The 11,142-nt window shown below is 67.1% G+C and carries 14 protein-coding genes; 7 read left to right on the forward strand and 7 right to left on the reverse strand.

What is annotated here, in order from left to right; translation table 11 throughout:
- Positions 1-32: 32 nt before the first annotated feature.
- Positions 33-377 carry a hypothetical protein gene (locus BCF74_RS15350; RefSeq protein WP_146133005.1) on the reverse strand — a complete coding sequence of 115 codons (345 nt, stop codon included), beginning with the start codon at positions 375-377 and terminating at the stop codon, positions 33-35.
- Between the two features lie 157 nt (positions 378-534).
- Between BCF74_RS15350 and BCF74_RS15355 the strand changes: the two genes are divergently transcribed.
- Entirely contained in the window at positions 535-1,056 is a 522-nt protein-coding gene (locus tag BCF74_RS15355; RefSeq protein ID WP_106298831.1) for a winged helix-turn-helix domain-containing protein, read from the forward strand.
- 56 nt (positions 1,057-1,112) lie between these two features.
- Here BCF74_RS15355 and BCF74_RS15360 read toward each other — a convergent pair whose 3' ends face one another.
- Positions 1,113-1,631, reverse strand: coding sequence for a peptidylprolyl isomerase (locus BCF74_RS15360; RefSeq protein WP_106298832.1), 519 nt, complete (start codon positions 1,629-1,631; stop codon positions 1,113-1,115).
- A gap of 241 nt (positions 1,632-1,872) precedes the next feature.
- On the opposite strand from BCF74_RS15360, the gene BCF74_RS15365 reads away from it, so the two are divergent.
- From BCF74_RS15365 to BCF74_RS15375, 3 genes are all read left to right on the forward strand, one after another.
- The gene (locus tag BCF74_RS15365; RefSeq protein WP_106298833.1) at positions 1,873-2,856 is read left to right on the forward strand and encodes a hypothetical protein; all 984 of its coding nucleotides are present in this window, start codon (positions 1,873-1,875) and stop codon (positions 2,854-2,856) included.
- 215 nt (positions 2,857-3,071) lie between these two features.
- Complete coding sequence (locus tag BCF74_RS15370) at positions 3,072-4,187, forward strand: PLP-dependent cysteine synthase family protein (RefSeq protein WP_106298844.1); 1,116 nt, start codon at positions 3,072-3,074, stop codon at positions 4,185-4,187.
- 9 nt (positions 4,188-4,196) lie between these two features.
- Positions 4,197-4,586, forward strand: a complete 390-nt coding sequence (locus tag BCF74_RS15375; RefSeq protein ID WP_106298834.1) for a PPOX class F420-dependent oxidoreductase — start codon at positions 4,197-4,199, stop codon at positions 4,584-4,586.
- A gap of 170 nt (positions 4,587-4,756) precedes the next feature.
- Here the strand turns inward: BCF74_RS15375 and BCF74_RS15380 are convergent, their stop codons facing one another.
- From BCF74_RS15380 to BCF74_RS15395, 3 genes are all read right to left on the reverse strand, one after another.
- Entirely contained in the window at positions 4,757-5,251 is a 495-nt protein-coding gene (locus tag BCF74_RS15380) for a DUF6584 family protein (RefSeq protein ID WP_106298835.1), read from the reverse strand.
- Between the two features lie 190 nt (positions 5,252-5,441).
- Positions 5,442-5,990 (reverse strand): hypothetical protein, encoded by a 549-nt coding sequence (locus BCF74_RS15385; RefSeq protein WP_106298836.1) that lies wholly within the window; start codon positions 5,988-5,990, stop codon positions 5,442-5,444.
- Positions 5,991-6,696: 706 nt separating this feature from the next.
- The gene (locus tag BCF74_RS15395) at positions 6,697-7,068 is read right to left on the reverse strand and encodes a sulfate permease (protein ID WP_106298838.1); all 372 of its coding nucleotides are present in this window, start codon (positions 7,066-7,068) and stop codon (positions 6,697-6,699) included.
- 233 nt (positions 7,069-7,301) lie between these two features.
- Here BCF74_RS15395 and BCF74_RS15400 point away from each other — a divergent pair, with 233 nt between their 5' ends.
- Positions 7,302-8,333: a DNA-processing protein DprA gene (locus BCF74_RS15400; RefSeq protein WP_106298839.1), complete on the forward strand. Its 1,032-nt coding sequence runs from the start codon at positions 7,302-7,304 to the stop codon at positions 8,331-8,333.
- Here the strand turns inward: BCF74_RS15400 and BCF74_RS15405 are convergent.
- On the reverse strand, positions 8,291-8,842 hold the full coding sequence (locus BCF74_RS15405; protein ID WP_106298840.1) for an ImmA/IrrE family metallo-endopeptidase: 552 nt from the start codon (positions 8,840-8,842) through the stop codon (positions 8,291-8,293). The two genes, BCF74_RS15400 and BCF74_RS15405, sit on opposite strands and share 43 nt — an antisense overlap.
- A complete protein-coding gene (locus BCF74_RS15410) occupies positions 8,839-9,339 on the reverse strand; it encodes a helix-turn-helix domain-containing protein (RefSeq protein WP_106298841.1) in 501 nt (166 codons plus the stop codon). Before BCF74_RS15410 ends, BCF74_RS15405 begins: the two co-directional genes overlap by 4 nt.
- 396 nt (positions 9,340-9,735) lie before the next feature.
- On the opposite strand from BCF74_RS15410, the gene BCF74_RS15415 reads away from it, so the two are divergent.
- Positions 9,736-10,701: a nucleotidyltransferase domain-containing protein gene (locus BCF74_RS15415; protein ID WP_106298842.1), complete on the forward strand. Its 966-nt coding sequence runs from the start codon at positions 9,736-9,738 to the stop codon at positions 10,699-10,701.
- Between the two features lie 205 nt (positions 10,702-10,906).
- Positions 10,907-11,142, forward strand: a 236-nt coding sequence (locus BCF74_RS15420) for a transposase (protein WP_177426678.1), incomplete at its 3' end; no start/stop codon positions are given.

The following is an 11,142-nucleotide window of genomic DNA, read 5'->3' on the forward strand; positions in this document are numbered from 1 at the left end:
GTCGAGGCGAACGCGCGACCCGGCCTTCGACGTCAGCGGTCGAAGTACGTCTTCTCGAGCGCGAGCTGCTGGGCGCTCTGGACCTGGGCCACTCCGATGAGGCCGAGCCCGGAGAGCCACCCGGCCGCCCGGGCAACCTGGGCGACCTGCTGCGGTGCCCGGGCTGCCGTGAAGCCGCGAGCTGCGACCGTGGCGACGGCGAACGCGGCAGGGACGGCCCGGGGCTCGATCTCGCCGCCGTCAACGCTCGGCGCCTCGGCCGCCACCGCGTAGACGTCGGTCGGAGTGGACGAGGACTCCGCGCTCGCCAGCGCCGCACCAGACACGGCGAGGACCCCCGCGCCCGCGATCGCTGCTACGAATCTCTGTAGTTTCATCTGATTTCCTCCGATGGGATTACCGACATGGACGGTTCTATCGTGCGAGGATGGCAGAGCCGACTCTCTGGATGCCCCAGCAGATCGACCCCGATCCCCATCAAATTACGAACTTCCGTAGTTTGATGCGGGAAACCTAGCAGAAGGTGATTCAGCCATGCAAAACCCCCGGAACGAGTTCGCCGACGTGCTCTCCCGGCTCGAGGCCATCGAGTCCGCGGTCGCCGACCTCCAGCCCGGGCAACGCTCGTCCGCTCGAGGCCTGGGCTCCTCGATGTGGCTGCTCGACGGCATCGCAGCGGACGTCACGGGAGATGCCGGCGGGGTCGCCTATGGCGGCCACGTGCGAGTCCCTGACGGACGCGAGGCCACGTGGCAGGCCACCTATGAGACGACTGAGCTCCTCGAGGACGACTGGCGGGAACAGGAGCTCGCGATCAAGGCGCTCGCCCATCGACACCGGCTCGCTCTCGTGCGCGAGCTCCTCGTGACGCCGCAGACCGCTCTTCAGCTCGCCGAGTCAGGACGGCACGGCACCACCGGCCAGATCTACAACCACCTGCGGCAGCTCGTCGACGCCGGGTGGCTCGCGACCGAGAGCCGAGGACTCTACGGGGTGCCGACCCAGCGCGTCGTCCCTTTGCTGGTGGTCCTTGCCGCCACGCGCAAGGAGCACTGACCGCGGCGGTCAGTGCTCCTTGGGCGAGAGTGGGTCGGGACTCAGCCCTCGAAAACTCAGCCCTCGATCTCGAAGCTCTCAATGACAACGTCCGAGGTGGGCTTGTCGTTCGCACCGGTCTGGACGGCCGCGATCTTGTCCACGACCTCGCGCGAGGCCTGGTCGGCGACCTCGCCGAAGATCGTGTGCTTGCCGTTGAGCCACGGGGTGGCGCCGACGGTGATGAAGAACTGCGAGCCGTTCGTGCCCTTGCCCATGCGCTTGCCGGCGTTGGCCATGGCGAGCAGGTAGGGGCGGTCGAACGTCAGGTCCGGGTGGATCTCGTCGTCGAAGGTGAAGCCGGGGCCACCGAAGCCCTGACCGAGCGGGTCGCCGCCCTGGATCATGAAGCCGGGGATGATGCGGTGGAAGATCAGGCCGTCGTAGAACTTGTCCGGGTTGGAGCGGCCGGCGTCGTCCTTGTAGTCGAGCTCGCCCGTGGCGAGACCGGTGATCGTCTTGACCGTCTTCGGCGCCTGGTCGGGGAAGAGGGTGAGGTTGATGTCGCCGTGGTTCGTCTTCAGGGTTGCCTTCATGGGTCCCACTCTATGGGTGCGCACGAGGCCGTATGCCGCACGCCCACCCGGACCGGTATGCCGGCCGACGCGGAGCGTGCGACCCGGGCTCACCCCGGGTGGTCCACGCACCGCCGCACAGACATGGGAGGTGTGCGGACGGCATACGTGCAGGTCAAACCAAGGCGACCCCACAGTGACGAGACGCAGCGAAACAGTGTTTGATGGAAGACAAGCCGTCATCGATCGATAGGAGATCGCAGTGTTCCGCAGCAAGAGCAGGACCGAGAAGGCCCGTGACGCCGTGACCGAGCGCGTCGAGACCGCGCAGTCCGCGGCGCACGACGCCCAGGCGAACGCGTACTCGGCCGCCGAGGACCTCAAGGCCCGCGCCGCCGAGCTCAAGGACAGGGCCGCGCCGAAGGTCGAGAACGCCCGCGAGCGCGCCGAGGCCGCCCGCGAGACCGCGCGCGACTACGCCGACCAGGCCGCGCCCAAGGTCGCCGACGCCCGCGACACGTTCGTCGAGGACGTCGTGCCCAAGGTCGCCTCCGCCGTCGCGACGCTCGTCGCCGGCGCTGCCGCGGCCAAGGGTGCCGCGACCGAGGCCGCCGATCGCGCGCCCGACGCGTACCACGTGCTCAAGGGCGACGCGAAGGTGAAGAAGAGCGGTGGCAAGAAGGGCGTGCTGCTCCTCCTGCTCGCCGCCGGCGCTGCCGCGTTCGCGTGGAAGAAGTCGACCGAGAAGAAGGACCCGTGGGCGACCGCGGGCGCCTACACGCCGCCGTCGTCGGGTCGTTCGTCGACCGTCGGTGGGACGGGTGCTGGCGCTGGTGTTGGCACGGGTGCCGGCGCGCACGGCTCCGGCCAGTCGGTCGGCGACAAGGTGACCGACCTCGCCGCTGCCGCCAAGGAGAAGGCCGCCGCTGCCGGTGCCGCCGCGAAGGACAAGGCCGCCGAGGTCAAGGACGCCGCTGCCGACAAGGCGGCCGACGCCAAGGCTGCTGCCTCCGACAAGGCTGCTGACGCCAAGGCAGCCGCGTCGGACAAGGCCGACGAGCTCGCGGACAAGGCGGACGCCACGGCCACGGAGTACTCGGGCGAGCACACCCACGAGCGCGCCTCCGACGGCAACGCCTGGACCAACGCGGGCGACTTCGCCGAGGGTTCGGCCCCGTCGGTGTCGGGCACGTCCGAGGGCACGAACCTCGAGACGCCGCACATCGACAAGGGCAAGAACTCCTGAGTTCTTGGGTCGTCCGGCCCGCTCTCGTGAGCGGGACCGGACGACCAACGTGAGGGCGGTATGCCGGTGCGCACCCGGCATACCGCCCTCGCTTTGTCGGGTGGCGCGGTGTCGATACGGTGAGCGGCATGTCAGAGCCGACCGCGCCGCAGCCGACAGCGCCGACTGCACCGGTGCCGAGTGCGCCGGCGGCGGGCACGACGGCGGCGGGCACGATGGCGAGCGACCCCGTGAGGCCGACGCCGGTCGTCGACACCGGGGTGCGGCGCGAACCGGACCGCGCGTGGGTGCAGGAGGCGATCCGCAAGCTGCGCGCCGACGCGCGGCGGTCGTCGGACACGCACCTCATCAAGGTCGAGCTGCCCGGGTGCGACCGCATCGACCTCTACCTCAAGGACGAGTCGACGCATCCGACCGGTTCGCTCAAGCACCGGCTGGCGCGCTCGCTGTTCCTCTATGGCCTGTGCAACGGGCAGATCGGGCCGTCGACGACGGTCGTCGAGGCGTCGTCGGGGTCGACGGCGGTGTCGGAGGCGCACTTCGCGGCGATGCTCGGGGTGCCGTTCGTCGCGGTGATGGCGGAGTCGACGTCGCCGGCGAAGATCGCGCTCATCGAGCGTGAGGGCGGGCGCTGTCACCTCGTCCCGGACCCGACGGCGGTCTATGACGAGGCGCGGCGGGTGGCGGCGGAGTCGGGCGGGATCTATCTCGACCAGTTCAGCAACGCCGAGCGGGCGACGGACTGGCGCGGCAACAACAACATCGCCGAGTCGATCTTCGAGCAGATGGCGCTGGAGCGGCACCCGGTGCCGGCGTGGGTCGTCGTGGGCGCGGGGACGGGTGGGACGTCGGCGACGATCGGGCGCTACGTCCGCTACCAGGCGCTCGACACGCAGGTGTGTGTCGTCGACCCGGAGCACTCGGCGTTCCTGCCGGCGTGGCAGGGCGACGGTGAGGCGCGGCTCGAGCCGTCGCGGATCGAGGGGATCGGCCGGGCGCGGCTGGAGCCGTCGTTCTTGCCGCTGGTGGTCGACCGGATGCTCGGGGTGCCGGACTGTGCGTCGATCGCGGCGATGCGGTTCCTGCGCGAGCGGACGGGGATCTCGGCGGGGCCGTCGACGGGCACGAACATCTATGGCGCGCTCCGACTGGCCGCGGAGATGCAGGCAGCGGGCGAGGCGGGGTCGATCGTGTCGCTCGTGTGCGACCGGGGTGATCGCTATGACTCGACGTACAACTCGGATGCGTGGGTCGCCTCGCGTGGGCACGCGCTCGAGCCGTATGCCGCGGTGCTGGCTGCCGCGTGGGACACCGGCACCTGGACCGGGTGAGGGTGGTCGATGGTGGGCGCGGCTGCTGAGCTGTCCTCTGCTGCAGTGGATTTCGTGACGGCGCGGCATCTGGCGACGCTGACGACGCTGCGTCGGGACGGGTCGCCGCATGTCGTGCCGGTGGGGTTCACGTGGGACGGCTCGGCCGGGGTGGTGCGGGTCATCACGAGCGGCGGCTCGCAGAAGGCGCGCAACGCGGCCCGGGGTGGTCGGGCCGTGGTGTGCCAAGTGGACGGGCGGCACTGGCTGTCGCTCGAAGGCGTGGCGCGGGTGGTTGGTGATCCGGCGGCTGTGGCTGACGCCGAGGCGCGGTATGCCGCTCGCTACCGTCCGCCGCGCGTCAACCCCGAGCGGGTGGTCATCGAGATCGCTGTCGACCGGGTCCTCGGCAACCTCTGAGACGTGGTCCCGGTGACTGATTGCCGATTCCGTTCGCTGCGCCCCGGCCCGTTGCTCGACGATGCTCTGATCTTGCCCCGTACTTTGGGACACGGACGGTAGCCAGGCGAGGGAGACCCCTTCAGGCACGGGGATCCGCCCCTCGCTCTGGCGGGACGCTCTGAGTCGGGTCAGCCCCAGATCCAGTGCCAGACGGTCCAGAGCCCGATGACGATGAGGGCGAGCGCGCTGGCGAGGACGAGGAAGCAGCCACCGCCGAAGACGATCGGCTCCCACCACGCCTCGGTGTTCCCGAGCTCCTGTCGCCGCCGCTGGACGACGGCCTGCTCGTAGTCGCGCGCGGCGCCCTCGAGCTCCCGGAGGTGGTGGCTCCACTCGCGCGACTCCCGCACCGTCGGCGGGAAGCTGAACCACTGCGCCTGCGGACCTCCGTAGCGTTCCCGCCACGCCGCGATCGCCGCGTCGGCGGCGGTGCCGGTTCGGCCGGTGACGAACCACAGTGCGCCCGCAGCCGGCAGGTCCCCGAGCCCGTAGTGGACCTCCGCGAGCAGATCGAGCAGTTCGTCGTCCTGTCGTTGGGCAAGCGCACCGTGGAGCCGGTCGCGGGCCTTCCAGGCGCGACCGGCTGCCAGGTCGTTCCTGGCCCGGGACAGGGCATCACTCACGCCAGAAGGGTCTCAGCCACCGTCACAACCGCGCGACCGAATTGTGGAGTCCAGCGCCTCGGTATTCATCACAACGACGGCACCCACCGCACTCTCGTAAGGACTGGCAGGGCTCAACCCGGGGGTGCTTGAGCAGCGTCTCGGTGAGGCTGTTGGCGTCCCCGTCCTCAGGGACCTCCCTGGATAGGCGTCATACCAATCGCCCGTACCCGAAGATGTGACAGGTCATGACATCAATCTCGCGTCTGGGGTCACCGAAGAAGGCGCCCATCCTGTGGGTCACGCGCAGGAAGGGGCGCTCGCGGGGAAGTCCGGACTCGCGCCAGTTGGAGTTCGGCACGATCAGGAAGAGGTGTTGCGCATCTGCGGCGATGTGCGTCTTCCAGATGTCCTTCAAGTCGTGATTGTTGGTGACTGTGCCCCCGCGCTCCACCTCGGCGATGACGCCTTGAGAGTTCCCGAGTCTGTAGAAGAAGTCGGGTCGCGGCCTCGACACGATTCCATCCTCCGGAGTGAGGAGTACTTCTTCATCGAAACCGAGACGTTGCCTCAGAATCGCCGAAACGATCACCTGGACAGCAGCGCTACTAGCCCCGTGCACATGCGCGTCGTCGATGGCCTCGGCCTCATCCTCCAGTTCGCTCCGGAGCTGCAGAGCCAGCTCATCAACGACCCCGGCGACGGCCAACTCATGGGAATCGAGGGAGGAACGCTGCAACCGCGTGTACTCGATACCCATGCGCGCAGCTTCGCAGCTTCGCTCCTGAGAAGCTATCTGCCGTATCGGTCGGAGCACATCACGGTCATGCCATATCGGGCAGATCTGCTCGATTCGGCATGACGTTGCTGCGGTTCCGGTCCTCGCAAGGGCGGCGTATGTCACGCCTTTGTGAGGACCGGGAACGACGCGAGGACCGGACGAAAAGCGTGTCCGGCCCTCATTAGCTTGTGGACCTCCGTAGAGAGTTTGAGAACCCCTGCCCACCCTTGAAAACCCTATCTTTGCGCAGGTCACGCGGCTTCTACAAGCAGGACCGTCGTTCGTCGGGGCCGACGGTGACGGACTCGCGGGGTCGGATGGTGCGGTCACTTGAGATGGCTCAAACTCTTCTGCGCCCCGAGCAGGTCAACGATCTGGTGGCGGACTACCACGCGGGAGCGACGCTCGTGGAGCTGGCAGCGCGGTTCGGAGTGAACCGCCGAACGGTGGCCGCCCACCTGACTCGTCGGGAGGTCCCGATCCGACGGGGACGCTTCGACCCTTCCCGCATCCATGAAGCAGCCGACCTCTACCTCAGCGGGTTGACGCTAGTAGAGGTCGGCGTGAAGGTCGGGGCAGGGCCTCAGGCTGTCCGGCGGGCTCTCGCATCGCACGGCATCGTGATCCGGCCCGGCGGCGGGCGTCGGTCGCGCATCGCCTCGTCCCCGGTCGCAGTCGGGTGATTCTAGGCGTGCAGAACCGGGACGCGAGCATCTGCCTCGGTGGAGGCCTCGCGGCGCTGACGGCGACGGATGGTGGCGTCGTGCAGGCGTACGCGGACGAGCAGCACAACGCTCACGGGTCCCATGATGATGAACTTGAGTGCGTTCCAGCACGCCCACAGCACGATTAGGTGCAGCCAGCCGGGACCGCCGCCGGCGACCGCGGACGAGCAGGCGTAAGCAATCAGGAAGTACGGGAGAGCAACCAGCATCGCGGGTAGCCCCCACTTGAGTCCGCGTCGGGTGCGGATGGCAGCGAGCAGTCGGTTGCTCGGCATGTAGCGATGCAGGTAGTCGCGAGTGCGAACGCTGAGCGTCCAGATGAAGCGGAACATGACGGGCCTCTCGTCACACGTGTTTCTCCGTCGAGGAGGCAGAACGTGTGTGAGTGCCCGAAGGCCGTCCCGGAGGACCCGCAATATGAGGAGAACCTGCCTCGCCATCCACTGTACGCCGGGGTCGGCGTTCATGGAAACACTTCGCGGGCAACCTGACATGAGGCACCTCGCCCTCCTCCGGCCCCCGCGTCGTCGCGCGCACCTCTCTGTAGGAGTGAGAGGACCCGACGATGACGAACCTGAGCCAGGTAGTCCAAGACGAGCGCACAGCGCGGATGGTGCTGTCGATGATCGTCGAACCCGACGACGCCGTGACTGGCCGTCTCCTGGGCGAACTGGGGACGCTTGAGCTGTTTCGGCTTGTCGAGCGTGATGACGTGGTGCCGGGCCTCAGTAACGTTGACGCCCAGGTGTGGCGTTCCCAGTTCCAGCGCTCAGACGCACGGACACTTGAGCAGCACATCGTCGAAGCCGAGCGCGCTGGTATCGGCACGCTGATCCCTGGCGACAAGCAATGGCCATCTGCGCTCGACGATCTTGGCGACCGACGGCCATACGTCCTATGGACTCGCGGCACGCCTTCTTTCCTCGCGCGACCAGTCGGTGATCTGGTCACGATCACCGGCGCAAGGGCCTCGACCTCCTACGGCGAGCATGTGGCCGGAGAACTGGCTTCCGACCTCGCCAACGCTGAACGGGTAGTGGTTGCCGGCGGCGCGTACGGCATCGAAGGTGCTGCCCATCGAGCGGCGCTGGCATCCGGTGGCGACACGATCGCGGTCATGGCGAACGGCCTTGATCGCTGCTACCCGATGGGCCACCGTGAACTGCTTCAGCGAGTTGCAGACCTCGGCCTCATGGTCAGCGAGGTTCCGCCGGGTGCCGTGCCTACGCGCCACCGCTTCCTCGCGCGTGCGCGGCTAATGGCTGCCCTCTCCGCAACGACCGTCGTGGTCGAGGCCAGCGTTCGCTCGGGATCAATGACCGTCGCCCGGCGCGCTCACGAACTCGGCCGCACCATCGGAGCTGTTCCCGGTCCAGTGACCAGCGCGACGAGCGCAGGCCCACACCTCCTCCTTCAGGATGGCCTCGCGAGGCTGGTCACCGGCACCGGCGATATCGAGTCGTTGGTCGCGCACAAGAACGGTCCCGACCCAGGTCAAGCGATCGGTCGCCGAGATTCACAGCGGCAACCAACCGCGGACCGTTCTCGACCCGCCTATCGGGACACAGCCTGCTTGGCGACACCGGTGGTGTTGTAACGGAAGCGCGCCATCTCGACCGTCACGTCGTACTGGCTGGCAATTTGGTCAACGGGCGTTCGTCGACGCGCTGCACTGAGAAGCAGTGGGCGCGGGAGAAGAAGTGTGCCCCCGAAGGCCGTGGCCTCCTCCTCTTCCTCTGGTTTGCAGGTCCGGAAGGGCATCCCGTTGAGTTCACGAATTTCAGCAAGGTCGTGTTTCAGCATGATGTGCGCCAGTTCGTGCGCAATATCGCTGTTCTGCCGACCCGGAGTCCGGAGCGGGCTAACGACAACGATCCGGCGATCCTCGATCTCGAAGGTCGCGGCGGAGAAGGCGAACGCTTGCAGTCGCTCCAGCTCTTCGAGCTCGCTGATGTCCACCAAGTCTGCGGCATCAACGATCGACACATTCAGGTGTTTGGCGAGATCGCGCGGATCAAGGTGATCGTGCGAGGCGAGTCCAAGTTCCTTCCGAACCCGCGCGGCCTCGCGTTCGGCCTCTGCCTTGAACCCGCGACGTAGCGTCACAGCTCCCCAGCCGAAACGCGCGCGGCCAACTTGCTGTGCATCTCACCCAAGAGTGAGTTGAGCCTTTCGGGCACCCCGGGCCGGAGCATCGAAGCGGCGCGGAGGTGGCAAGCAACCACCTGGCGCTGAGCCGGCGCCTTGGCCAGGACGTCGTACATGCTGCGCAGCATCTCTGCGATCTTGGAGGCAGCATCCGGTTCAAGGCGCGGATCGGAAGCAAGATGCGCGATCGCCTCATCGATTGGCGCCACCTCGCGCAACGCCGTCGGCATGAAGAACTGCCCGGGCGACACGCCGAGCCACGCGCACAGCAGGGTGAACGAGGTCAGGTCGGGCTGAGCACCTGCCTCGATTCGAGTGAAGGTGCTAAAGCTGACGCCAGCCTCGGCAGCCGCTTGACGAAGCGACAGCTTCCCGCGACGTTCGCGGAGCATCGCACCTAGTTGTGTTAGGTCGAGCCGCTCCATGCCCGGGGCGGTGTCGGAGGTCCCTGTCATGCTGGACTCGCCTTGTTAGCCGCCTCTGTCCGTCTCCGTTCCATGAGCGCAAGCCTAGCGCGTCGTTGACTCGTTACTGATACGACACGGCGTGTCTCAACGAGACTGATGCCGCTTTGCTGATACAGTCGTGACGTGCTCCAACCTGGAGGCACGCCATCGAGCGCGAACTACAGAGGAGGTGAGGAACATGGCAGGCAAGCGAGGACGCAGCGCGGTCACGGGCCGGTTCGTGAAGCAGTCCACGGTGAAGCGTCACCCGAAGACCACGACTAACGAGAGCACCGGCAGGGGCAGCAAGAAGAAGTAGGCACCGTGCCGCGCTCCGCACCGCACAGCAATGTCGGTGGCAGTGGCTACGGTGATCGACCAGACGAACCAATCAGGAGAACGACTATGAGCGTGACTGACGCCTTCAAGACCTTCCAGGACGTCGTGAACGCCGACATCACGCACGTCCGCGAAGCCCGCACTCGACGCGATCTCTTCAAGGGTGCCTTCGGGGCCGAGGTCGACGTGAAGGAAGTCATCGCGTCCGGATCGCTCGCGCGAGGGACACACAAGGATCCGATCCATGACGTCGATGTGATCGTCGTCTTCGATCAGGAGGAGCATCCTGAGTGGGGAACTCCGGGAAGTTCCGCCGCGGATGCTCTCGATTACACGCGCGGGCGTGTCAACGCGCTGCTCGGGGCGACGAACGGCACCTACGACCACGCCGTCCGGCTGGCCCGGTGGCGCAACCATGCCGTCAAGTGCTTCCTGGATGACCCCGACGATCCTGACGCGTTCACGGTTGATGCCATGCCTGCGCTGCGCCGCGATGGGCGGCTCCTTATTCCGGAAGCACTCTCGGAAGACTGGGTCGCTTGCGACCCAGAGTTCCTGATCGCCGAAGTGGCGGATCGGCACGCGCAGTGGAACAAGTTCGCCGGCACTGTTCGGATGCTCAAGTGGTGGGCCGCCGAGCAAGACACCAAGATCAAGTCTCTCGTCATGGAGGTCCTCGCGCTCGACTTCCTGCCGACGGACGTCAACCAGCCCGCTGCGATCAAGCAGTTCTTCGTCAGTGCCTGCTACCACATCGAGGGCGGGAACGAAGTCGCCGATCCCGCTGGACTCTGCGGACCGATTCAGCCCGACATCGACTACGACGCGTTCGCCGACGCCCTACGGTCCGCCCGAGACAACGCCATCAAGGCGTTCCAGGCGCAGGCGAACAACGACACTGCGGCTGCGATCAAGCACTGGGGTGAGGTCTTTGGGGACGATTTCCCGAAGCCTCCTGCCTCCACCGGCAACCCGGCGCCCGCGGTCGTGCCCGCTTCGCCCCGTCCTGTGAAGGACACTCCGCAAGGATGACCCGCGCAACAGGTCCAGATCGCGGCACGGGCACTACGCCGCTTAACCCCGTCCTCTGGACTGAGCGCGAACCCGCGCGACTGGAGTTGAGTCCATAGGGTTGGTGTACGACGACACCGGTGAGCGTGTCCCTACGCACGTAGGTGCGGTCACCGCGTGATCCTTCGAGTGAACCTCTCACAGCACTCTCGAATGGAGCATCGCGATGACCGCGAACACCAGTATCGACCCTGCCGTCTTCCTGCACGACCAGCTCGCCCAGGCCAGCCCGGACCTGATGCGCGATCTGCTGACCACGTTCATCAACGCGCTGCTGTCGGCGCAGGCCGATAGCGTGTGCGGTGCCGAGTACGGCACCCGTAGCCCGGACCGCACCAATAGCCGCAACGGGTACCGGCACCGGGACCTGGACACTCGCGCCGGCACCATCGATGTGGCGAT

It is taken from the genome of Knoellia remsis (genome assembly GCF_003002895.1).
Lineage (GTDB): Bacteria > Actinomycetota > Actinomycetes > Actinomycetales > Dermatophilaceae > Knoellia > Knoellia remsis.

What these genes read in the sequence shown, in the direction of transcription:
- BCF74_RS15375 (WP_106298834.1), top strand. Translation starts at nt 4,197, where the DNA reads ATGGTGGGCGCGGCTGCTGAGCTGTCCTCTGCTGCAGTGGATTTCGTG.
- BCF74_RS15415 (WP_106298842.1), top strand. Translation starts at nt 9,736, where the DNA reads ATGAGCGTGACTGACGCCTTCAAGACCTTCCAGGACGTCGTGAACGCC.
- BCF74_RS15355 (WP_106298831.1), top strand. Translation starts at nt 535, where the DNA reads ATGCAAAACCCCCGGAACGAGTTCGCCGACGTGCTCTCCCGGCTCGAG.
- BCF74_RS15410 (WP_106298841.1), bottom strand. Translation starts at nt 9,339, where the DNA reads ATGACAGGGACCTCCGACACCGCCCCGGGCATGGAGCGGCTCGACCTA.
- BCF74_RS15350 (WP_146133005.1), bottom strand. Translation starts at nt 377, where the DNA reads ATGAAACTACAGAGATTCGTAGCAGCGATCGCGGGCGCGGGGGTCCTC.
- BCF74_RS15400 (WP_106298839.1), top strand. Translation starts at nt 7,302, where the DNA reads ATGACGAACCTGAGCCAGGTAGTCCAAGACGAGCGCACAGCGCGGATG.
- BCF74_RS15395 (WP_106298838.1), bottom strand. Translation starts at nt 7,068, where the DNA reads ATGTTCCGCTTCATCTGGACGCTCAGCGTTCGCACTCGCGACTACCTG.
- BCF74_RS15385 (WP_106298836.1), bottom strand. Translation starts at nt 5,990, where the DNA reads ATGGGTATCGAGTACACGCGGTTGCAGCGTTCCTCCCTCGATTCCCAT.
- BCF74_RS15360 (WP_106298832.1), bottom strand. Translation starts at nt 1,631, where the DNA reads ATGAAGGCAACCCTGAAGACGAACCACGGCGACATCAACCTCACCCTC.
- BCF74_RS15370 (WP_106298844.1), top strand. Translation starts at nt 3,072, where the DNA reads ATGGCGAGCGACCCCGTGAGGCCGACGCCGGTCGTCGACACCGGGGTG.